General features: G+C 43.7%; 23 protein-coding genes and 1 tRNA gene. 15 read left to right on the top strand and 9 right to left on the bottom strand.

Annotated features, from left to right (window positions below; translation table 11 throughout):
* Nucleotides 1-51 precede the first annotated feature (51 nt).
* A complete protein-coding gene (gene purB / locus Vsou_RS12575) occupies nt 52-1,470 on the top strand; it encodes an adenylosuccinate lyase (protein ID WP_188603162.1) in 1,419 nt (472 codons plus the stop codon).
* Nucleotides 1,471-1,676: 206 nt separating this feature from the next.
* Here the strand turns inward: purB and Vsou_RS12570 are convergent, their stop codons facing one another.
* Nucleotides 1,677-1,925: a sodium:solute symporter gene (locus Vsou_RS12570; protein ID WP_188603161.1), complete on the bottom strand. Its 249-nt coding sequence runs from the start codon at nt 1,923-1,925 to the stop codon at nt 1,677-1,679.
* 284 nt (nt 1,926-2,209) lie between these two features.
* Here Vsou_RS12570 and Vsou_RS12565 point away from each other — a divergent pair, with 284 nt between their 5' ends.
* The 3 genes from Vsou_RS12565 to Vsou_RS12555 are packed head-to-tail and all read left to right on the top strand — an operon-like array spanning nt 2,210 to nt 4,896.
* Nucleotides 2,210-3,160 (top strand): (Fe-S)-binding protein, encoded by a 951-nt coding sequence (locus Vsou_RS12565; protein WP_188603160.1) that lies wholly within the window; start codon nt 2,210-2,212, stop codon nt 3,158-3,160.
* The gene (locus tag Vsou_RS12560) at nt 3,160-3,474 is read left to right on the top strand and encodes a 4Fe-4S dicluster domain-containing protein (protein WP_188603159.1); all 315 of its coding nucleotides are present in this window, start codon (nt 3,160-3,162) and stop codon (nt 3,472-3,474) included. The genes Vsou_RS12565 and Vsou_RS12560 overlap by 1 nt, the downstream gene beginning before the upstream one ends.
* 12 nt (nt 3,475-3,486) lie before the next feature.
* Nucleotides 3,487-4,896, top strand: a complete 1,410-nt coding sequence (locus Vsou_RS12555; protein WP_229709797.1) for an FAD-binding oxidoreductase — start codon at nt 3,487-3,489, stop codon at nt 4,894-4,896.
* Nucleotides 4,897-5,079: 183 nt separating this feature from the next.
* Here Vsou_RS12555 and Vsou_RS12550 read toward each other — a convergent pair whose 3' ends face one another.
* Nucleotides 5,080-5,406, bottom strand: coding sequence for an AbrB/MazE/SpoVT family DNA-binding domain-containing protein (locus tag Vsou_RS12550; RefSeq protein WP_188603158.1), 327 nt, complete (start codon nt 5,404-5,406; stop codon nt 5,080-5,082).
* A 163-nt stretch (nt 5,407-5,569) separates the two neighbouring features.
* Between Vsou_RS12550 and Vsou_RS12545 the strand changes: the two genes are divergently transcribed.
* Complete coding sequence (locus Vsou_RS12545) at nt 5,570-6,079, top strand: hypothetical protein (protein WP_054843591.1); 510 nt, start codon at nt 5,570-5,572, stop codon at nt 6,077-6,079.
* A gap of 2 nt (nt 6,080-6,081) precedes the next feature.
* Here Vsou_RS12545 and Vsou_RS12540 read toward each other — a convergent pair whose 3' ends face one another.
* On the bottom strand, nt 6,082-6,534 hold the full coding sequence (locus tag Vsou_RS12540) for a hypothetical protein (RefSeq protein ID WP_229709796.1): 453 nt from the start codon (nt 6,532-6,534) through the stop codon (nt 6,082-6,084).
* A gap of 405 nt (nt 6,535-6,939) precedes the next feature.
* Between Vsou_RS12540 and Vsou_RS12535 the strand changes: the two genes are divergently transcribed.
* Nucleotides 6,940-7,377, top strand: coding sequence for a CBS domain-containing protein (locus tag Vsou_RS12535; RefSeq protein WP_188603157.1), 438 nt, complete (start codon nt 6,940-6,942; stop codon nt 7,375-7,377).
* Between the two features lie 46 nt (nt 7,378-7,423).
* Here the strand turns inward: Vsou_RS12535 and Vsou_RS12530 are convergent, their stop codons facing one another.
* From Vsou_RS12530 to Vsou_RS12520, 3 genes are all read right to left on the bottom strand, one after another.
* Complete coding sequence (locus Vsou_RS12530; RefSeq protein WP_264890738.1) at nt 7,424-8,536, bottom strand: MFS transporter; 1,113 nt, start codon at nt 8,534-8,536, stop codon at nt 7,424-7,426.
* 125 nt (nt 8,537-8,661) lie between these two features.
* Nucleotides 8,662-10,296 (bottom strand): B12-binding domain-containing radical SAM protein, encoded by a 1,635-nt coding sequence (locus tag Vsou_RS12525; protein ID WP_229709795.1) that lies wholly within the window; start codon nt 10,294-10,296, stop codon nt 8,662-8,664.
* Nucleotides 10,297-10,385: 89 nt separating this feature from the next.
* Complete coding sequence (locus tag Vsou_RS12520; RefSeq protein WP_054843595.1) at nt 10,386-10,811, bottom strand: translation initiation factor IF-2 subunit beta; 426 nt, start codon at nt 10,809-10,811, stop codon at nt 10,386-10,388.
* Nucleotides 10,812-10,980: 169 nt separating this feature from the next.
* Between Vsou_RS12520 and Vsou_RS12515 the strand changes: the two genes are divergently transcribed.
* From Vsou_RS12515 to Vsou_RS12500, 4 genes are all read left to right on the top strand, one after another.
* Complete coding sequence (locus tag Vsou_RS12515) at nt 10,981-11,634, top strand: hypothetical protein (RefSeq protein ID WP_188603155.1); 654 nt, start codon at nt 10,981-10,983, stop codon at nt 11,632-11,634.
* A gap of 87 nt (nt 11,635-11,721) precedes the next feature.
* Nucleotides 11,722-12,681 (top strand): heterodisulfide reductase-related iron-sulfur binding cluster, encoded by a 960-nt coding sequence (locus Vsou_RS12510; protein WP_188603154.1) that lies wholly within the window; start codon nt 11,722-11,724, stop codon nt 12,679-12,681.
* Nucleotides 12,682-12,795: 114 nt separating this feature from the next.
* On the top strand, nt 12,796-13,242 hold the full coding sequence (locus tag Vsou_RS12505; RefSeq protein ID WP_188603153.1) for a hypothetical protein: 447 nt from the start codon (nt 12,796-12,798) through the stop codon (nt 13,240-13,242).
* A 181-nt stretch (nt 13,243-13,423) separates the two neighbouring features.
* Nucleotides 13,424-13,543 (top strand) — tRNA-Ile (locus Vsou_RS12500).
* Between the two features lie 466 nt (nt 13,544-14,009).
* On the opposite strand, the gene Vsou_RS12495 is transcribed toward Vsou_RS12500, so the two are convergent.
* On the bottom strand, nt 14,010-14,291 hold the full coding sequence (locus tag Vsou_RS12495; protein ID WP_229709794.1) for an AbrB/MazE/SpoVT family DNA-binding domain-containing protein: 282 nt from the start codon (nt 14,289-14,291) through the stop codon (nt 14,010-14,012).
* A 688-nt stretch (nt 14,292-14,979) separates the two neighbouring features.
* On the opposite strand from Vsou_RS12495, the gene coaBC reads away from it, so the two are divergent.
* Nucleotides 14,980-16,215, top strand: a complete 1,236-nt coding sequence (gene coaBC / locus Vsou_RS12490) for a bifunctional phosphopantothenoylcysteine decarboxylase/phosphopantothenate--cysteine ligase CoaBC (RefSeq protein WP_188603152.1) — start codon at nt 14,980-14,982, stop codon at nt 16,213-16,215.
* Between the two features lie 75 nt (nt 16,216-16,290).
* Nucleotides 16,291-17,619, top strand: a complete 1,329-nt coding sequence (locus Vsou_RS12485; RefSeq protein WP_188603151.1) for an MFS transporter — start codon at nt 16,291-16,293, stop codon at nt 17,617-17,619.
* Between the two features lie 161 nt (nt 17,620-17,780).
* Here the strand turns inward: Vsou_RS12485 and Vsou_RS12480 are convergent, their stop codons facing one another.
* On the bottom strand, nt 17,781-18,425 hold the full coding sequence (locus Vsou_RS12480) for a phosphoribosyltransferase family protein (protein ID WP_054843598.1): 645 nt from the start codon (nt 18,423-18,425) through the stop codon (nt 17,781-17,783).
* 197 nt (nt 18,426-18,622) lie between these two features.
* Here Vsou_RS12480 and Vsou_RS12475 point away from each other — a divergent pair, with 197 nt between their 5' ends.
* The gene (locus Vsou_RS12475) at nt 18,623-19,726 is read left to right on the top strand and encodes a CaiB/BaiF CoA transferase family protein (RefSeq protein WP_188603150.1); all 1,104 of its coding nucleotides are present in this window, start codon (nt 18,623-18,625) and stop codon (nt 19,724-19,726) included.
* On the opposite strand, the gene Vsou_RS12470 is transcribed toward Vsou_RS12475, so the two are convergent.
* Nucleotides 19,713-20,126 carry an acyl-CoA thioesterase gene (locus Vsou_RS12470; protein WP_188603149.1) on the bottom strand — a complete coding sequence of 138 codons (414 nt, stop codon included), beginning with the start codon at nt 20,124-20,126 and terminating at the stop codon, nt 19,713-19,715. The two genes, Vsou_RS12475 and Vsou_RS12470, sit on opposite strands and share 14 nt — an antisense overlap.
* A gap of 53 nt (nt 20,127-20,179) precedes the next feature.
* Between Vsou_RS12470 and Vsou_RS12465 the strand changes: the two genes are divergently transcribed.
* Both Vsou_RS12465 and Vsou_RS12460 read left to right on the top strand, forming a co-directional pair.
* Nucleotides 20,180-20,749 carry a hypothetical protein gene (locus tag Vsou_RS12465; RefSeq protein WP_188603148.1) on the top strand — a complete coding sequence of 190 codons (570 nt, stop codon included), beginning with the start codon at nt 20,180-20,182 and terminating at the stop codon, nt 20,747-20,749.
* A 71-nt stretch (nt 20,750-20,820) separates the two neighbouring features.
* Complete coding sequence (locus tag Vsou_RS12460) at nt 20,821-21,414, top strand: ACT domain-containing protein (RefSeq protein ID WP_188603147.1); 594 nt, start codon at nt 20,821-20,823, stop codon at nt 21,412-21,414.
* Nucleotides 21,415-21,419: the final 5 nt, after the last annotated feature.

The raw sequence follows: 21,419 nt of genomic DNA, 5'->3' as shown, positions 1-21,419 counted from the left end.
TTACCATTGCGGTTAATAAATTTTTTAAACAACAACCCGGGCAGCGGGTTTGTGGGCTTTATCTCACCATTGGACGATAGGTACTACGATGAATTAAGGGATTATGCCGCTTCGGTCTCCGAGATGGCGCTCACCACGTATAGGATAAGGGTTGAGGTTTTATACCTGGATTTCCTCGTAAGGACCTTAGGCAGGGTGGGCTTAATCAAGCCATTAAGCGAAGAAGAGAGATCCTCATTACTTGCCCTGGGGTTTAGTGCTGATGATTATAGGCGCTTTAAGGAGCTCGAGGATAGGCTTGGCCACGACGTTAAGGCAGTGGAATACCTACTCAGGGAAAAACTGGAGTCCGTCGGCCTGGGCAGGGTAGCGCATTTGGTGCATCTAGGGTTAACGTCTGAGGATACCAATAACCTAGCCCTGGGAATCCTAATCAAGATAGCGACCTACAAACACCTAGTCCTAGAACTAGCTGGGTTGATAAACGCTCTAACCACTATAATGAGTAATTATGCCGATACACCAATGCTCGGGAGAACACATGGGCAACCAGCAACGCCAACAACCTTCGGCAAGGAAATAGCTTACCATGCATCCAGGGTCTGTTATTGGTTAAGGGAAATAACAAACATAAGGCTTCAGGGGAAGGTCTCGGGCGCCACAGGCTCAATGGCAAGCTTCCCAATGATCAGTGGCGACATTAATTGGATAGGGGAACTGAATAACTTCGTCATGGGCCTGGGCTTCGAACCAGCTCCAGTAAGCATCCAAATACTCCCTCCAGACTCCATAACCCACCTACTAATGGTGATTGGTTCAATGTCACAATCCTTAATTAACCTGTCCCAGGACCTCTGGGTATACAACATGCTCGGTTACATACGCATACGCGGAAAACCAATAGGCTCCTCCACAATGCCCCATAAGGTCAACCCTGTGGATCTCGAGAACGCCGAGGGCAACCTAAAACTCGGCTCATCAATACTCATGGAAATAGGCAGGTACATACAGGTGAGTAGGCTTCAGAGGGACCTAAGTGACTCCACGATCAAGAGGAACATAGGTCTTGGGATCGGTCACGTAATACTGGGCGTAAGGAGATTAACCAATGTATTAAGTGGCCTTGAGGTGAATAATGAAGCCTTGAATAGGGATCTAACAAGCCACTGGGAGGTGCTTAGTGAGGCAGTGCAGGTTAGGCTAAGGGCGCTTGGTGTGGTGGATGCCTACGAGAAGGCCTTATCGATTTTCAAAGGCTCTAAGATGAGTGCTGAGGACTACGAAAAATCAATAAGGGAATTGGGCATTAAGGATGAAAGGTTACTTAGCCTTAGCCCTAATAGGTACATTGGTTACGCCAGGGAAATAACAATGAACGGTATTAAGTACTGTAACGATACAATGGAGTTGGTTAAAAACAGGGCTCAGGAGGAACTTGAGAGGCTTAGGAAACTTGGCTTCCTCGGATAACGCATTAATTGAACCAATTAAAATACCCACGAACTAATTAACAATAATCTGCATTAAGCTATGAATGCTGTGGCCAGGGATATTGGTATGCGCATTACCCATAAAGGACGAGGTTAGGCACCGTCAATACTAATAGATGGGGGACCATAGAGAGCGAATGCGTTGGTAACGGACTCAGACTAAGTACTGTACTTAAATACTGCGAATTAGGTAAACCACCTCATAATTAACGCTAGTACAAAACCAATAACCAGGGCCATAACAAGGGATGGAATAACCTCAAGGGATCTCCTAATCCTCATCCAAAGCCTTCTGACGGTATTTGGCTTCCTATAAATAATGAATTCAATTGTAAGGGTTCCCAACCCTCTCTTAACATAGTACGCCTTAATAACACCCCTAAATCCCGAATCTGAGAGATCCCTCACAAGCCTATGCAACTCTTCACCAGACACCAGGTACTAAATTAAACTAACCAATTAATATAGGTTATTAATGACGGCGCGTAAATTATTACTGACCCTCTTCCCCGCCTCAAGTGGGTGATATTTGTTGTCTTTTTAATGGCGAATTCGCATTGACTGTTCATTAATTATGACGAAACCTTATACGATAAGTGGATCAAAGTATCCTAGTATCAATAAACCTAGTTACTAAACCTAATATTAATTTCCTCTTCGCCAATTAATTTAGTACCTAAGTATTAACATTTTAATAATTACTACGTGTTTTGCCCTTTGTGTCCCTTGATTGGTTTAGGGCGTTGAGGGATGTAATTGTAACTAGTCTTAGGGATTCCCGGCTTCCATTTCCGGTCGATAGGTCAATATGCAGTAGGTGGAGGGAGGACTTGGTGTTTGATAGTGATGGCGGCACCATTCTATACACATCATGCCTTTATCAATTAGCTCCTGTCATTGAAAAGGCTGTGACTGAGCTTGAGAAGTTTGGTGTCACTAAGGGTGGTGTATTGACTAGATTTGCTGTCGTAGGCACCAGGGTCTTTGGCAAAGCACTGCTTAGGCCCAGTGATGAGGAGCTTGATAGGGCTAATAGGATCGTTAGAAACATCCATAACATGCTCAAGGGAATTGGCGTGAGGTTCAGGGTCCTCGACAATGAGCCCTACAGTGGTGCCCTGCTCTACGAGTTGGGTTTCGTAAACGAGTTCGCGGATTATGCAAGGAGTGTTTACAAGGTTTTTAGGGACAATAACGTGAGTGAGGTAATAACCATAGATCCACACACCCAGTACACACTCGAGAGGCTCTACCCCAAGTACGTGCCTGAATTCAACATTAAGGTTAGGAGTTATCTGGACTACCTCGACCCAGGCAGGGTGAAGGTTAAGCTTAGCGAGTTCACTGTTCATGACTCATGCCTATACGCCAGGTACCTGAACAAGCATGACTTGATTAGGGGTTTGCTTAGGGGTAAGGCTGATGTTAAGGAGGACCCGGTAATAACGGGCAGGGATACCTCGCATTGCTGTGGCGGCCCCATCGAGTCCACATACCCGGAAATCGCCGGTAGGGTGGCTAGTAATAGGGTTAGGGAACTGGTTAGGCTTTCCTGTAATGTCATTGTTCAGTGCCCAATATGCTACGTAAACCTGAGGAGGGGCATTAAACTTAGCGGTATTGAGGCCAACCTATTCGACATCGCAGAGATAATCGAGGTGAGCAGGTGATGATGAATATTAAGGAAATCCACGATGAGGTTAAAAAATGTATGTATTGTGGATTCTGTGAATTCCCGTGTCCAACATTCAATACACTACGTAGTAGGGCCTATGGGCCTAGGGGCAGAATAAACCTAATCAAAGCCTTAATTGAAGATGGTTTTGGTCGAGGTAGGGACACGGAGGTGGGCATTGACGTTATTGATCCAATAATGACCTGCCTACACTGCGCGGCCTGCGATACCCAGTGCCCTGCAGGCATTAAAATTGCTGATGCGATACATAGTTTTAAGGCAATTATTCTAGAAACAATGCTTAAGTAGTGGTGGTTCGGCATGACTAGTATGTCTCAGGGTAGGGGTGACGTGATTAGGGAGCTTGAGACCGTATTTAAAGATAGATTATTCACGGAGCCGCATATACTTACCCTATACAGTCATGATGCGTCCTCAGAACCAGGTGTTAGGCCCATGGCAGTTATTCAGCCAATCAATACTGATGAGGTTATTAAGGTCGTTAGGTTGGCCATCGATTACGGCTTCAAGATAATACCGGTAGGCTCCAATACAAGTCTCTCGGGAAATGCAACACCAAAGCTTGAGAACACTGTGATAGTCTCAATGGAGAGAATGAACTCAATAATCGAGATCTCAGACATAGACTGGTACGTAAGAGTTCAACCCGGGATTAAGGTTGATGAACTGAACCTGGAATTAATGGGTTATGGCCTTCAGTGGCCTGTGGACCCAGCATCATCAAAGACTGCGACGATTGGTGGTGTGGTTAATAACGGCGGCGGTGGAATGAGGGGCGCCAAGTACGGTCCGGCATCCCACTGGGTACTTGGCCTTGAGGCGGTTATTGGGACTGGCGATGCTATTAGGGTTGGTTGTAGGACTATTAAGTGCAGGGAAGGCTACAACATAGTTCAACTCTTTATTGGTTCCGAGGGTACCCTGGGTATTGTTACAGAGGCGACCCTGAGACTTGCCCCATTGCCTGAGTCCTTCGTTGGTTTGCTGGCTAGGTTTGATAACGCTGAGTCCCTTGTTAATGCAGTAATTAGGGTAAGGAAGGATAGGCTGTGGCCCATGGTCACAGAATTCGTTGATGACAAGACGGCACAAATACTCGGCTTGGAACCCGGGTACTACCTGTGGATTGGCGTTGATACCTACGGAGGCAGCGAGCAACAAGTGCTCTCCAAGCTTAATAATGATATATCACTTAATGGTGGTAGTATCATTAATAGGGCATCCACGTGGCAGGAATTCTCGAAGTTGCTAGAACCAAGGAGAATGCTCTACTCCGCTCAATTGAAGGCTGCGTTTAATGATTACGGCACAGACGCCTTTCTCCTCATTGAGGATATTGCAGTACCAATGAGCAAATTACCTGAGGCAGTCAGAGAACTTCAGGATCTGGGTAGGAAGCATCATGTTAAGATGATGCTTGGTGGGCACATTGGGGATGGAAACCTACACCCAAGCGCCTGGGCTAGGCGAACAGACAGGGACGAGATGGAGAGGATCACTAGGTTCTTTGAGGATGTTGGTAAGCTGGCTGTAAGACTCAAAGGCACAGTTAGTGCGGAACATGGTATAGGAACTCAGAAGAAAGGACTACTTAGGGAGGCACTTGGTGCCAAAAATAACAATGAAGACACCATAATAAACCTAATGAAAAACGTGAAGGAAATATTTGACCCGCATGGTGTTTTTAACCCGGGAAAAATATTTGATTGAAATTACTGTATCTTTAAATCTATGGCGCTATTACGACCAGTTCGGTTGTACTAATATTGACCGTGTTTTAGTTTAAAATGATCGCGCCAATTTCATCAGCAATTAAAATGTTAATGTAAGCAATACTATTGATCTTAGAATTTTAGGTTTGGTTTTAATTTAATTTGCGGACTTTTAATACAATCATTGATTAACAATGGATGGCTCTATGGATAGTATCTTAATAATATCACTAGGGCCAATACCATATAATTTCCTTACATCTCTGGGTATTGTGAATTGCCTAGAGTCCGTATGCCTAGTCCTGAGTAGTCTAACGTTCCTTAGCTCGATCATGAAACCCTTATACTCAAGCTCTATATTAACAAACCTATGGTTAGATAGGCCTAAGGCCCTAACTAGGCTAGCTGGTAATAGAACTTGGTTATTTATGTACACCTTAACTAGATAAGGTAGACTTACCACATTGATCCTCTTTGTTCTCCTATGGATAGTTACCCTAAGTACCATGTTTACCACCGATCAGTTCCTCAACATTGCCACAATTAAATAATGCTCCGTGAAACTAACGGGAAACAGAATTAAAAAACACCAACACCCACAGTGGTAAATAGTGGTTTCACGGCAAAAAGAGAAGTAAGGTATTTAAATCAGGGATTGAAACTAAACCAAAATGCCAAGTAAAGCAATAGGTATGGGCATGTGCCCAAGATGTGGAAGACCAGGAACAGTGGTAATAAAGGCAGGGAACTACGTATACATTAAGCATGGAAATACCTGGCACTACATAGGAATAATAGACAAAGTAAACCTAAACAAAATACTAATAAAAGATGGAAAAACACTGGAAGAAATAAAGAAAGATAAAGATAATGTATATATTTATAAAAATATTAAAAATGCCAAAAGTAGGAAATTAATCATTACCGGTATGGCTTTACTAATAATATTAGGGACCTTGTTTTATAGTATATTCTTTATGACTAAATATAATATTATGAATGATAAAAAGGACATGATGATCACTTTGTTCTCCCAGTGTCATTTAGTTAAATATAATGATAATATATATGAATTTTCATGTAATAATACAACAAATATAGTAAATGCATCAGTTAATTATGTATATAATTTTAATTTAACAAAATATAATATTACTGATGCATATACTACGACTAAATGATTTTATCCCACTAAGAATACATATATTGTGGCACTAACAGTATATGGGCTTACATTATATACGAGAATATACCAGGAGCCAGATCCCGGGCTAAATGTAAGGAGAGCCGAGCCACCGTTAACATAGCCTCCATATCCTGACCATGTATTTGCATTTATTACACCTACGAATAAAGTTGCATATGATGGTGACCATGTTACATAAGCCGCTAATTCTTGTCCTGAGCTTAATGTGTATGGTCCTATCAATACGCCTGTATTAGGCGGTAATGTTGGGTCTATTCTGTGGGTTGGTGGTAGTATTTTCAGCTTTAGTGTTGTTACTTCCTTGATTATTGTTACGCCTGGTGTGTCTGGCTTTATCTTTGTTACCTGCATCGCCATTGTTGTTCCCGCCATTAGTGCTACCAGGAGTATTAACGTGGGTAGTACTAGTGCTAGGGTTTTTCTCGTCATAGGTATTTTTTGCATTTACTATTTTTAAAGATTGCCTGGGTAGTACTTTCAGTATGCTTTGGACTTTATTTCTGTTTACTTATTTCAATTTGTAAAGGATTTCCTCTAGAAATAGAAAATGAGGAGTAGATTGGTATTAACCAGTTGAAAGGTAAGCTGATTATGGTTTAACTCAGCACTCGGCAAACTCGTCATTTATCCGGACGGCGAGGTCCCTACTCATCACGTGCATTATTGTTTACTTGGCTTTAAAAAGCCTTGGGTTTCTATATTTGTTATTTAATTATGTGATTAATTATTTATTTAATTGTTGCTAAAGTACATTGTTATTTTTACGTATATAGTGTATAATATATGGGTTTCATGTAATAATGCTTATTAATTAGTTAAGAAAGTTAATGTTGGGTGGTTGATGTGAGGGCGATTGATATGGTTAGGAAGAAGCCCCTGGTTATTACTGAGGATAAGCCCTTTATCGAGGCCGTGGATTTGATGGCCAAGGAGAATACGGGCTCCGTTGTTATTGTTGAGGATTTAAATAGTATGAAGTTGCGTGGTATAATAACTGAGCGTGATGTGATTAGGGCCTTGGCCAATAGGCTTCCGCTTGATACTCCGGTTGGTAAGGTTGGGACCATGGGTCCCAGGGTTGTTAGGGCTAGGGTTGATGATCCCATAAGCGCCGTTGCATCCCTAATGGTTAACTACAGGGTTAGGCATGTGATTGTTGTTGACGAGAATGATGTTGTAGTTGGCGTGATCTCCATTAGGGACTTGCTCGGTGACTTGGAGGCCGTTAGGGAGGTCGCGAGGCTCGATAGATACCCAAAGGTTAGGGAATAAATACCTAATTAAATTTTTGTTCTAAAGGTCATAAATTTAATGGCTTTCATAAGGTTACCTTTAGGATTCTGTAGAATATTGATGAAGCTGCAAACAATGCGCCAATTACTATCCAACCAAGTGTCCCTAGGTATTGTACTGAGTAACCTGTTATTATACCTATTATTGAGCCGATTATTGAGGACACCGTTAGTAGGTAGCCAGTGGATTGGGCGATTAGTATTGGGCTTACGAGGTCATTAACCATGTACAGTATTAGGAGTAGGATTAATGTGAACATGAGACCGACCGGTGCTAATATGAATTCCCAAGTATTACTTATGCCCATTAACGCCACAAGTACACCAAGGCCTATGGTTAGGTATAGGAGAGCTGTGCGTTTCTCGGTCTTCACGGAGTGCCTGAACCTATATAGTAATGGTGTTATGGCCATGGGTATAGTTAGTTCCATTATGCCGAGGTAATTACTCAATTGCATGATCAATGGGAATAGGCTTAGGTACACTCCCCAGGGTATTGAGAAGGCTATGGATAGTATGAGGATATCTGGATTATTCATAACCGCCACCATCGATATCTTCCTTATTATTACCGCATCCTTAGTTGTAAAGAGTACGAGTATGGCTAACACGAGGGATGCCACGCCCAGGTATATTGCGGTGCTACGCGCCATGCCCATGGTCAGTAATGACGAGAGTGGTATGAGGATCGTTATTGATGATAGGTAGGCAACCTGTACCCACCTTGTTAATCCTCTGATGCTCCACCAACCAAGTATTAATAGTAATGATGGTATTAAATATAGACCAAGCCCCATGCCTGCCAGAAACCTGAGGAATAAAGCCATGTGGTAACTGTCGGTGGCCGAGAAGATAAGGGAAATACCGTTCAGTAATAGGCCTAGGAACATGGACACCCTATTACCAAATCTACTGAGTAGGAATGTGGCTGGTAATTGGGTTATGGCGAACCCAGCCATCGCAGTGGCCATGGGCACAATGTAATACACTGCACCAAGCACTATCCTCTTTATGGTCATTACATTAAACATTATTGAGGATAGACCAAGCCAGTTAAGCATAATTAACGATAGACCTGCTATGCTAATACCAAGTACATAATAGGCCCTCTTAATAATCAGGGTGTCCAGTTCCTCCACCGGCTTATTATTAACACCCACAGAAATTACCCGATTAGGTTGCTTATCAAGGTTTCTAACTATTGACAGTTAAGATAAAGGGAAAATTATTAGGCATTAAATGATGGCGTTGTTTAAATAATGAATCATTGCTCGTTAAAGTCATCATGCAGCCTTATGCTCACAGAAGCCCTATTAACCTCCTCCTTAATTCTCTCCCTGAATTCCCCGTATTGCTCAATCAACGAACCAAGCTTCTCCTTGTACCTCTTGAGAACCAGGTTGAAGCTGCTAACTGCTATGTACCCAATGAGCCTTTTAACAATGAAGTTCTCAACCTTCCTAGTTATAAGGCTACTAAATGCCTTGGCCTCCTCGAAGGACTTTATGAATGCCTTAAGTATGAATTCGCGCCGTAATGGATCTTCAAGCAACCTATCAAGTATTGTGAAGTCTCTTTTCCTTAGTGCACCCATTGGTATGAAGGGTAATGGGAAGGTGAGGACCCTAAGCTTACTAATCCTATCAAGCAATTCGAGACTTTTTATTACATCATCATCGGTCTCACCGGGTAGGTTAAGTATCATAGTGCCCACCACAACCCAGTGATTGTCATTAAGGATCCCAATGGCCTCCTCGACTACATCTGGATACTGCTCGGGCTTATACGGAAGCGCCTTACCAGCCATTAACATCCTTAGTAACCTAGGTGAGCCTGTCTCGATGCCCATTTCAATGAAGTGCCAGGTGCCACCTTCATTCATGTACTCCGATACCTCCTTAACCATCTTAGGCGCGTATTTAACCACAGCAGCTGTAGTGAAGTCCGTGGTCAGTTCATAATTGTCACCATATGACTTAACGAGTTTATAAGCCTTCACAGTCAAGTCGAGGACCTTCTCGGGATTAGGTTCAATGCCCTTGGCGCCGTATCTGAAGAATTCCTCGCTATGTAACGTTATTTCCTCGAAACCACCAACCTCTATGTTCAGCTTTATCTCCCTGTCAATGTGGCCCTCAAACGGGATCGACCTTATCATGCCGCTAAGTGTTGGTGTGCAGAATTGACAGCCCCTGCCACAACCCCTGGTGACCTCAACCATACCGCCAATGGACGGCGTGGCAATCGTTGGTATGATATCAACTGGGACCGGCCTATGGGCAACAAACCTTTCTGGTGCTGGTTCGCCCTTTATCAGTTTATCAAATAACTGTGGTCCGTCCTCCTCAAACTCACCCTCATAAACAACGTCAACGCCCAACTCTCTTTGCTTACCGGTGTCTGTGATTTGCCACCCGGCAGGCCCACCAACAACCACCTTAAGGTGATCCCTATGCCTCTTAATGGCTGGGTGATTTATGACTTGCAGGAAGGACTTTGCGATATACGGTAATCCACTGTATGGTAGATCCGCAAGTTTTAGGATCCAATAAACAATACCTGAACCATAGCTTAAACCCAGTGGGTCCATTACATAAATGCCAACAACACGGGTATTTGGACCAATCACCCTATCGAGTTTGTAGGGATCTGCTATAATCACGTCATTCCTTGTATAGCCATGCGCAAGGAGCGCGGCCTCTACCTTGGATAAGCCATAGGGGGCCCTGAAGACCCTGCCCTCCCTATTGCTCTTTAACCTAAAGAACCTGCGGGCAACCCAATCCCTAAAGTAATTCTCCGGTATTGCGCTTGCGAACCCAACCACAGACGAACCATGCGTGTCACTCATTGTCGCGACTTCACCAGTTAAAACAATTGGATATCCACCAAGTGACACAGCCACCTGGATGCCTGTAGAAAATAAAAACCCTTCTTCATGTTTATTAAATGATTGACCCCATATACTTTAAGCGAAAAACTGTAGAGTTAGCTGATGCCCTTTCTAGGTGTCCTAGCACCGCAAGCAGTGCATACAAGTACGTATATCCTACCGTCCCTCTCAAGGTAGGTATCTATTGAGTGACACACTGGGCACTCCACGTAGAACTTAATGTACCTCTCATAAACGGCCTCGAGGGTCCTTGGGCTCCTCTCTGCATAAAGAACGAGGGTATTGCCATCAATACTACCAGGTAGGGCCAGTTCCTTAAGGAAGAACCTGGCTATGTGAGTTGGGTCCCTGTTTAGCCTTTGCGCAACGTCCCTGAAGTTCTGAATGATGGTTTTCTTCGGTTGGACCTGAATACTTAACCTCGGTATTTCCTGCCTCCTTTGGATCCTCGGAGTTATCAACGTGTATGCCCTATCCAATAGCTTCATATATAGCTCATCATAATTACTACCGCTTGACATACCCCATCTTCACTAAATGGTTTGGTTAATAAGCCCTTGCCTCCCATGAAACGCTCCCGGCCAGTCCCGAGGATAACCTCTAACTGCTTTAAAGACTATGGGCATTAATTTCAGAAGACGTGTCTACGATTAGTCTGGTTTAAAGTCCCTTACGTTTACTAGATCATTAATGACATTACTCGTAATTAAGACAGCAAATAGGCGTGGGATGCTTTACGAGATAACGGGGGTTATAAAGGACTATGCAAGTATTGAGTGGGTCTTTGTCTCAATACCCTCGGAGTCAGAGAGGGTCATAGCCATGAGACTCAGCGACTCATTGCCAATAAACGCCATCAATAAGTTAAGGAGTATTGATGGTATACACGACATTTGGGCAAGTCATGAGGCGCCAATGGAGCTCGTGGGATTCGACAAGGAGACCCTCACAAGCATATTAATGCGCATAACGCAAAGTAGTGGCGAGGTTAATGCTTTCCTGACGAAACTGGGCTACGAGATGGGTCTATCCATGGCCAGCATAATGATGAGGACTAAGTATGAAATACCGGCTAACTCAACTATGGATAAAGTGCTCGAGACGGCAATAAACATGCTAGTCATAATGAACCTGGCTAAGGGTATTGAGAGCATAAACACAAATCCAGATAAAAACGGCAACCTAGTTAGCGTGTCTCTAATTGAGCCCTTTGACCTGGATACCGGCTTACCCTTCACCAGGGGCTACCTATTGGGTGTGACGAAGATACTCCTCAAGTGTGATTGTAACCTTGATGTCATAATAAATAAGACCAGGGTAAACATATACATTAAGGGTAGGTAGTGCGTTCATAATAATTATTAATTGACCTAATAAATAATAATTAATGCTTAAATAGACGTTAACAATGAGTAACACCGGTGAGCTCCTTTGGAAAGTTGGGTTAAATCACTGATTGAAATAATGAAGGGCAGCCTTAATTCAAACGGTTTACCAATACCAATGGACAAGGCATATTGCAGTGAGTGGGCGAAGGATCTTAACATACCCAGGGGCGGTAGCACAATAATCTACACCTCATGCCTATATCAAATGGCCCCCATGATCAATGAGTTAGTGCCATGGATTGAGAAGATCAAGGGTTCATCATTAAGCGCCTTTGCCGGTACGTTATCAAGAGCTGGCTTGGGAGGCATATTGTCCAGGTTTGCGGGCTTCATGGTAAAACCAAACAAGGCTGATATTGATAGGGCCAATGGCATAGTAAGGAATATAGCCAGGGCGCTACAGAAGGCAGGCATTAGTTTCGGTTTCCTCTACGAGGATGAACCATACAGCGGCGCACTACTTCATGAAATTGGGGCTGAGGATGCGTTTATGGATTACTTTGAAAATACCGTGCTCAAGACACTTAGGAAGTATGAAGTTAAGAGGGTTATAACGATTGACCCGCACACCCACAATGTATTGGTAAACGTCGCACCGAACTACTTCAAACTCAACTTTGAGGTGGTGAACTACCTAGACCTAATCAAGGGCATTAAGGTGAGGTCCAGGATAGGTAATGATGTAGTCATACATGATTCATGCCTATACGCCAGGTACCTGAACAAATATGACATTTACAGGTCAATACTTGATAATGCTGGCATTAAGCACCTTGAAGATCCCATGATAACCGGTAGGGAAACATCAACATGCTGCGGAGGACCCCTCGAGTCGCTCAGCCCAGAGCTGTCTAAGAAAATAGCTAAGATAAGGATTGAAAATCTTGCGAGACTATCAAAGACCGTGGTGACCGTATGCCCAATATGCCTTGCAAACCTAGGCAGGAACGCCGAAGGCGCGGCTCAGATCCTGGATATAAACGAGATCATCGAACCAGAATAGGCAACACGTTGTACTGACAGTAAAATAGTATTGAAATAGTACCATTTGGCGATCCTTCCTAGGTAATGCCAATAGGGGAAGCGTTTTTATTCTGGGAGGCCTTACGCAAGTTGTATGAGTTTCACGACAGTGTATGAGAGGGATTTAGAGATTCCCATAAAAATAAGCAAGTCAGCCAGTGAGGATGCCAGGAGGAAGAGACTCGAGAGGTGGCCCAGGGAGGCCGGCCTATCGGTACCGCTTGACGACTCCGGAACAAGCTTCATGCAACTTGTGAAGTCCTTTTCCACGGATTACGGGTTAACGCCCGGTGAGAGGACTTGGGACGTTAAGGATGTTGGCGGCAAGTACAGTGTTAACATGGTTTGGAAACTAATGAGGAATAATGAGGAAAAGGGCTACGCCAAAGTAACCGGAGAGATATCACTGACACCAACCGGTGAAGAGCAAAACAACGTGGTATACACCGCAAGGCTTAAGTACACAATAGAAATAAGCAACGATGTACTTAATGAAAAGGCAACAGCAGAGAATGTACCTGAGGTAAACCTCTTTGGTTAAACCCATATTGAGACTAGAAAATCATGTAAAATTATGCAAGTTCTATTACGAGCCGGGCTACGCAATAGAATGAAATAAGTAAGCATCTTCATGTTAATACCATGACCATTTAGCCCAGCATATCCAAGTGGTGAGTTACGGGGACTAAAAGCTTAAAAGACGCAAAGTAATCACTGGCATGGGGCCCGTAGCTTAGCCAGGTAGAGCGCCCTGGGGCAATCGCCCCGCGTAAGGCTCATAACCGGGAGGTCCCGGTCGCGGGTTAACCGCGGGGAATGTTCGAATCCCGGCGGGCCCACCACCGGTTTTGTCGTATTTATGGCTTGTTTTGTTCGGATCCGTGGCTCCAGTCACCTAGATCTTCAACAACCTGATCAAGTACTCCATTGTTCAGCTCAACCTTGCTTAGCTCATCATGATATTATGTTGCACTTACCTTGGTTTATCGGCTTCGCTGGTATTGGTACATACTTCGTTCTTTCCTCCTTGGTCTTTCAACTAATCTTGGAGCGTGCGCGGTGGTATCTACTTGGTAATTGCCGTCCCTTGGTCTGGCTGTATGGACCGATGACGATAACTACCACGGTGGAAGTGGACTATTAAATTCTGTTGAGGGTAATTCCATGTGCATTTTATGGCTTTTTATTTCCTAAACCTTGAGGATCCGCTGGGTGTGAGGATTGTGAATTGGTTAGGATCCGGAGACCATTGTTCAAGGGGTTAATCCATTATCATAGGGTTGATTAGATATTTATGATCACGTTTTCCTATCTTGTCTTTGGTATTATTTCATGAATTATTACTTCATCGAGTGACCTTATGCCGTAGGTCTCCCTGATTTCCCTGGGTATTGTGAATTGCCTAGAGTCCGTATGCCTAGTCCTGAGCAGCTTTATGTCCTTTAGTTTTATTCTTTGACCATTATACTCTATTACTATGTCTGCATACTTTGCTTTGCTTAGGCCAAGGGCCTTGATGAGATTCGCCGGTATCAAGACTTGGTTGTTGATGTATATCTTCACGGTATACGGGAGTTCATTTATTGGCAATCCTTTTTTTCCCAACCCTAATTCTATTTATAACTGCCATCGCAGTACTGTAACTATTGTGCTTTTTAAGGGATTTTGTGAAACTGAATTGTGAAACTTTCGTGAAACCACACGGTGATTAGGAGCATTATGGCAATAACCTTGTTAATTAATTGAAAGTAATTAAAAGATTAAGAAGGGAGCACTACTTAGACCTCTTTTATAGCTCTTCATTGTGATTATAATGAATATTACGCAGTACATGATTTAAATAAGGGGTATTGCGCCCATTACGTGAGTGATGAGGCGGTTGGGTAATGAGATGTGATTGTAATCGCATGGTCTGATGGAATTAATGAGACCATCTTTATGGTGACTTCACACTAAATGAAAATGGATCTGTACTAATTAAGGTATTATAGTATGGATTTAGTAGGTAGCCCATTTCACTTGTTATTGGTAATGTGCTCAACTGCAGTAGTTAAGAGCTTCGGTGGATGAGAATGGAGCCAATGACTAGGATTTCCTCAATTTGCGTTCAAAAATCTTAGGGAGATGGCATTTTGGTAACCACTGATTCTTAAGAAACGTGGGCAAACTGTGATGAAGAGCCAGCGAATTACTGCAATGAAAGCTAGAATGAAGATCGAACCAACTCTAGTGCGGGCTTTGGTCGGAACACTTAATAATTTGGTGGATCTTTACTGCTGTGCCCTTTAGGGAGGATATTGAACTGATCAAGGGCTCGAGGAGCAATTTACTGCGTGGTAAGAGGGTTGTCCTTGCTCTAACAGGTGGCGTCTCGGTTTATAGGGCTCCAGATATTGCCAGGGAGTTGATTAGACATGGCGCGGATGTGGTTACGTTCATGAGTAGGGAAGCCAGTAGGTTACTTGGTCCTAGGGTTATGGAATGGGCTACGGGTAATCCGGCGTATGTGGAGTTGAGTGGCTATGCGGAACATGTTAACATATGCACGGTTGCTGATGCAGTGGTGGTTGTGCCAGCTACCGCGAACACCATCGGCAAGGTGGCTAATGGCATTGGGGATACGCCTGTGGCTTTATGTGCAATGACTGCCCTGGGCGCTGGTGTGCCATTGCTCCTCGTACCTGCCATGAACGAGTCCATGTGGAGGAACCCACTGGTTAGGAGTAATATTGAGAGGCTGAGGGGATTGGGCGTGCGGTTTGTTGAGCCGGTCCTCAGTGAAGGTAAGGCTAAGTTGGTTGAGAATCAGGAAGTTGTTGAGTCAGTGATTGACTTATTAGCACCAAGGGACATGTATGGTTTATCAGTTCTAGTAACCTCTGGGCCAACCCATGAAAGCATTGACGCCACTAAATACATAACAACACCCAGCAGTGGATTAACCGGTTACTACTTTGCCAGGGAGGTAATGGCTAGGGGTGCCAGGGTTACCCTGGTTAAGGGACCCGTGAGCATTGGTGATCCACCTAATACGGAGGTTTTTAGGGTTGAGGGTGTTATGGAAATGTACGATGTCGTAATGAGACTTGTCAGTAATCGACACTATGACCTTGCCATATTAACGGCTGCCCCACTGGACTTCTATGTTAAGGATAGGGTTGAGGGTAAGATAAGTAGTGACCTGGAGAGGGTCGTTGTGGAACTTATTCAAGCTCCCAAGATGGCCAGGGACTTGAAGAGGGTCTCGCCAGGTACATTCCTAATAGCCTATAAGGCTGAGGTTGGTATTTCGGAGGAGGAATTAATTGAGAAGACGATGAGGAGGGCAAGGGAGGGTGACTGGGATTTAGCCCTGGCTCACCTAGTTGGTGAGGGTAAGGGATTTGGTACTGAGAAGGATGAGGTCCTCGTATTAAATAAGGGTGGTGTGGTCAGGAGGGTTGGTCCATTGCATAAGCGGGAATTGGCCAGGGAGGTTTTGAGTATGTATTTGTCCACGGTTAAGGGATGGTAGAGTGGGTATAATTATTATTAACCCTATATATTCATAGGTAACACTTTAAATACTTACTTAATTGAATGGATCACTATGAGTGGGCCAACAATACCAGAAAGCACTAGAAGGAGAGGCTTGATGCTTGCCTCAATATCAACCTTCTTTGCATGGGCACTCGAATATTATGACTTCCTAATTTACTTTTCACTGGTGCCTTATATTAGTGACTTGTTCTTCCCTAAGGCAAACCCATTGGCTGGACTCCTCTATACACTGCTTATTTTTGCTGTTGGTTACTTCGCGAGACCCCTGGGTGCCATTTTCTTTGGTCACGTTGGTGATAAACACGGTAGGAGGAATGCACTGCTTGGTGATGCAATAACCATGGCCATAGCAACCATAGTCATTGCATTACTACCAACGTACTCGCAAATAGGTATTTGGGCACCCATTTTGCTAACAATATTTAGGTTCGTACAGGGGTTTGGATACGGCGGCGAGGCAGGCGGTGGAGTTGTGTGGGCACTGGAGTTCGCATCGCCCAAGTGGCGTGGGCTAGTTAATGGTGTGCTTAATTCAAGTATGTCCGTTGCCTCACTACTTGCCTCAGGCCTACTACTTCTTGTCAGCGCCTATTACCCAATAGGCACGATTGGATGGAGAATACTCTTCCTGAGCGGCGCAGTCGTCGTTATCATAGGCCTAATCATAAGGTTTGCCGCACCAGAATCAATACTTTGGGAGAGGAAGAAAGAGGAGGGCAGGATAGTCAAGGTGCCATTGGCAACCGCCATTAGGAGGTACTGGTTCAGTCTCGTCCTTGTGATACTGATAAACCTTGGCCTAACCTTCGTGTTTTATGCAGGTTATGGCTTTGTAACCACATTCACAAAACTACTGTCCAGCTACATACCGGAACTTCAGAAGGCCTTTGTCCAATTAACATACTTACCGCTAATGCTCGGTAGCATTGGCGGTATAATAGGTAATACATTCGGTGGCTACTTAACCGACCTATTCGGAAGGAGAAGGATGCTGATAATACCAACCGCAATACTCCTCGTAACAATATACCCGCTTTACCTGGCCTTAACGACGCTCTCAATACCCATAATGGCTACCTCACTCGCTCTCATGTACTTCATATTCACCCTAAGCGCCACCGTGCAGACGGCCTACTTCTCCGAGATATTCCCAACGGAGGTCAGATGGAGCGGCATAGGCTTCGGTTGGAATCTAAATGCTGCAATCGGATCACTGGCACCAACATTTGCATTAATACTCTACGCAAACCTTAAGGGTAGTATGAGTCCAATAACGGCAGCTGCATTGGCCCCGTCAATAGTAGTCATGATTGGTGCTGCAATGACCATAATAGGCGCATCAATTGGCCCAGAGACCGTTAGAAGGGCACTTGATTAATAGGGAAGGTAAATGGCATTAATGTAAAAACACATAACCATTTTTTCCACAACCCTTATCTGATTATTAAGCATGCATGAACCTGGTGAGTGTATTCCCGGGATTAGCACCTTTATTTACCAGGTATTTATGGGAATTATGTTATAAGCAGAACCGGTGAGTCAATGATCGATGCGCTTTTTATCATTCACCTGCTCTATAAATATTGGTAATTCGCCTATGTGGATTACCCAGTCGTCATCAATCCATGGGCCCTCAAGCCAAACACTAGCCCTGCATACAATATTACCGCCAGCACTCCCTATCAAGTTCTCGATAGCCCTAATGGTACTTCCCGTGGAGACCACATCGTCAATAATGCAAGTCCTCTTATTTTTCACGTACCGTATTGACTCATCATCAAGGACAAGTCTTTGTGCCACTCCAGTTGTTATCGAATTAACAATTACCTCCGCATGGCTGCTCATGTATGCCTTGATGCCCTTCCTAGCAATGATGAACTTGGCAATGCCTAGCCTCCTGGAAACCTCATAGGTAATGGCAATGGCCTTAGCCTCAGGTGCTGCAATAACCTCTGGGCTAAATGGGGCTATGTGTTTTGCGAGCTCCCTAGAGACCACGCTTATAAACTCCACGTCGCTGAGCACAAGCTCCGCATCAGAGGCTATGTATGCCTTGAATCGTTGATCCTCGATATTAATAATACCAATGCTTACTATCGGTAGCTCCCTAGTTAACCCAGCAATCCTAATTTCATACGAGGACTTGCCATCATACCTAATCACGCGCCTTAATCCTGGCTTCATTGTACTTTTTATTTAATGAAATAATTAAATCTTTTCTGGAAAATAATAACGACAATGATTCCTATGTTATTTAATAATTTATCTAAATAATAACCATGACCCACATTATCCGTGTCATCATTATTAATAATTATGGCGAAGTTCACCGCGTACGGCTAAGTAAACATTAAAATCTAGTGAATACGTTCAGGTTTGTTATGAGTAAAACTCCACTTGATGGCGTTAGGGTGATTGATTTAACGCATTCTGCGGCTGGTCCCTTTGCGACATCAATACTTGGTGACTTGGGTGCAGATGTCGTTAAGGTTGAGTCCCCTGAGGGTGACATGACTAGGACGTGGGGCCACGTAATCAAGGATGGGGCCAGCACGTATTATTTGGCAATGAATAGGAATAAGCGCGTTATTAGGTTCGACCTTAAGAATGAGAGTGATAGGAGTAGGTTTTATGAGATGGTTAGGGACGCTGACGTTTTAATCGAGAATTACAGGTCTGGAGTTGCGGAGAGACTTGGCATTGATTATGACACTGTGAGTAAGATTAATCCGAGGATTATTTACGTATCGATTAAGGGTTTCATACCAGGTAGTGAGTATGAGGATTACCCTGCCTTTGACGTTGTTATTCAGGGTATGAGCGGTTTGATGAGCGTCACGGGTTGTGAGGATGGGACCTTTGTTAAGGTTGGTGTTCCAATAACTGACATGGTGACTGGCTTCTTCTCGGTAATAGCAATACTATCGGCGCTTAGGGTTAGGGATAGGGAGGGTAAGGGTATTAGGATTACCGTACCAATGCTGGACTCAGCCCTATACATAATGGGTATGCACCTACTTTACTATTTCTTCACGGGTAATGTACCGAGACCACTGGGTACTAAGTACATGAGTGTTGTCGCCCCGTACCAAGCCTTCAGGGCCAGGGACGGTAAGATGTTCATACTCGCAGTTGGTAATGATAAGATCTGGAGGATGTTCTGTAAGGCCATTGGTAGGCCTGAATTGACTGATGATCCTAGATTTAGGACAAACCCTGACAGGGTTAAGAACCAGGACGAGCTCGAGAAAATACTCCAGGGAATATTCCTAACAAGGGATAGAGATGACTGGGTAAGCCTTCTCCTAAGTAATGGAATACCTGCTGGCCCCATTTACAACATGGCGGATTTAGCTAGGGATAATTACGTGAATAGGTATGTACTTGCTGAGATTAGGCACCCAGAGTTAGGCGTAGTGAGACTCGTTAGGAACCCCATTAGGTTCAATGGTGAACCCACTGATGTCAGATTTATTGAGTACTAGTACTATCGAGAGTTCTCTTCCAGGCGTTAATGAGTTCCTCAGGACATGGAATAGCCCTCAGCTCACCATTCTCATTATTAACACAAGTAAATACTAGGTAGCCTTCAGCAGCGTTTTTACCCGTGGTCTCATTAATTACCCTAAACCTATACCTAATCGCCCGGGTCCTTGCTTCATCAAGCCATAGCTCAACAATGGCAACATCACCTCTCCGTAATGGCGCCGTATAGGTTATGAAGAGTTCTCTACGTGGGGCGATCGAGTGGTAATGAAGAATACCATTTTCCCTATAGAAATCTTCCTCTGCATGCTCAATAAGCCTTAGAAATGATGTGAAGTGCGCAATACCTGCCGCATCAGTGTCAGTCCAATAAACATAGTACTTAACTCTAAATGGCATTTTCATAATTAATCAAATATCATACTTATTAAGCATTAACCCATGCATATTAAGTGGATTGCATACCTAGTGACACAATTAATGAAGTAGTTAATAGGTTCAGAAGTGCGTACGCTATATACGTGTATGGCGGATCGACCGACTGTAGCGGCGGTGATATTGACATTACAGTGTTTATGGAGGAAGTACCCAGTGAAATACCCAGGGTTAGTGGGAATGTGGATTTACAAGTATTTAGGAGACCCCGTAACACCCTATTCTTCGTTTATATAATTAAGGCTGGCCAATTAGTTTATGGTAATTCACTGGACATTGATGTAAACTCTGTAGTCAGGAGCGAATTGGAGATAATTGATGAGAGAGAATATGTGTTCTTTAATAGTGATAATGAGGTAATGGTATGTAAATCCCTTAAAGAGTTAATGTTTCTCCTTGCTGCGATTAAGTGTGGTATTTACGAATCAAGTAATTGGTATAGAATGGCTAAGTGCCTAGGTAGTTTAGGGATTAATGTACCTTATGAATTCAAGCACTGCCTTAATCCGCCAAGTATTGACGTGCTTAGGCACATCGGCGAGCCTATATTAAGGAGGATTATTTGGGAACTTAAGGATGCTAAGTAAAGGCCATAATTATTTTGTTCTACGACCATAAGTTAGTAATCTTTAAAGTACCCTAATTGATCTATATTATTATGGTTTGGCTATTAGTAAGTATTTCAAGGGATAGACCTGGGCTTCTTAATGACATTACGGGTATTATTAGGTCCCATAACATGAACATAAGAAATATAGTGGGTAATAATTATGCAATTCTCATTGAGGTGGAGGGCAAGGCCGATACCAGGCTAATGAATGAGCTGGGTAACGTGGACGGCGTTAATACAGTGAATTCTACTGAATTACCCATTACATTGCTGGGTTTCGTTAAAGAGGACTTTATGAAGGCCGTGCTTTACTACGTAATGGAGAGAGACCCCGAATTACTGGAGAGACTTGGATATGAGTATGGTAAAGAATTAATGAGACATTTACTTGATTCTGTGGTCGACGCTAGGGATGCCATTTATACTTCACTAAGGATACTAACGGCGCTCGGGGTATTGGTACTTGTTGACATGAGATTTGCACAGGGTGGAATAACTGTCTCAATTACTGAGGCCTTTGATGAAGATGTTGGGATGCCGATGACAAGAGGAATAATCAAGGGCTTATTTGAGACAACTGGCGCCAGACATAGTATTAAAATCGAACGGAGAGACACGCAGAGCATCATTACAGTTACTTAACATAA

The sequence above is a fragment of the Vulcanisaeta souniana JCM 11219 genome, assembly GCF_026000775.1.
Taxonomy (GTDB): domain Archaea; phylum Thermoproteota; class Thermoprotei; order Thermoproteales; family Thermocladiaceae; genus Vulcanisaeta; species Vulcanisaeta souniana.
The sequence above is the reverse complement of the archived record's forward strand: the minus strand, read 5'-3'. Positions and strand labels throughout refer to the sequence as shown.

Bases quoted from the DNA above. Each gene is read 5' to 3' on its own strand.
- Vsou_RS12540 (WP_229709796.1), bottom strand. From the start codon at position 6,534: ATGACGAGAAAAACCCTAGCACTAGTACTACCCACGTTAATACTCCTG.
- Vsou_RS12505 (WP_188603153.1), top strand. From the start codon at position 12,796: ATGAGTTTCACGACAGTGTATGAGAGGGATTTAGAGATTCCCATAAAA.
- Vsou_RS12520 (WP_054843595.1), bottom strand. From the start codon at position 10,811: ATGTCAAGCGGTAGTAATTATGATGAGCTATATATGAAGCTATTGGAT.
- Vsou_RS12460 (WP_188603147.1), top strand. From the start codon at position 20,821: ATGGTTTGGCTATTAGTAAGTATTTCAAGGGATAGACCTGGGCTTCTT.
- Vsou_RS12470 (WP_188603149.1), bottom strand. From the start codon at position 20,126: ATGCCATTTAGAGTTAAGTACTATGTTTATTGGACTGACACTGATGCG.
- Vsou_RS12545 (WP_054843591.1), top strand. From the start codon at position 5,570: ATGCCAAGTAAAGCAATAGGTATGGGCATGTGCCCAAGATGTGGAAGA.
- Vsou_RS12555 (WP_229709797.1), top strand. From the start codon at position 3,487: ATGACTAGTATGTCTCAGGGTAGGGGTGACGTGATTAGGGAGCTTGAG.
- Vsou_RS12485 (WP_188603151.1), top strand. From the start codon at position 16,291: ATGAGTGGGCCAACAATACCAGAAAGCACTAGAAGGAGAGGCTTGATG.
- Vsou_RS12550 (WP_188603158.1), bottom strand. From the start codon at position 5,406: ATGGTACTTAGGGTAACTATCCATAGGAGAACAAAGAGGATCAATGTG.
- Vsou_RS12475 (WP_188603150.1), top strand. From the start codon at position 18,623: ATGAGTAAAACTCCACTTGATGGCGTTAGGGTGATTGATTTAACGCAT.
- Vsou_RS12560 (WP_188603159.1), top strand. From the start codon at position 3,160: ATGATGAATATTAAGGAAATCCACGATGAGGTTAAAAAATGTATGTAT.
- Vsou_RS12515 (WP_188603155.1), top strand. From the start codon at position 10,981: ATGACATTACTCGTAATTAAGACAGCAAATAGGCGTGGGATGCTTTAC.
- Vsou_RS12480 (WP_054843598.1), bottom strand. From the start codon at position 18,425: ATGAAGCCAGGATTAAGGCGCGTGATTAGGTATGATGGCAAGTCCTCG.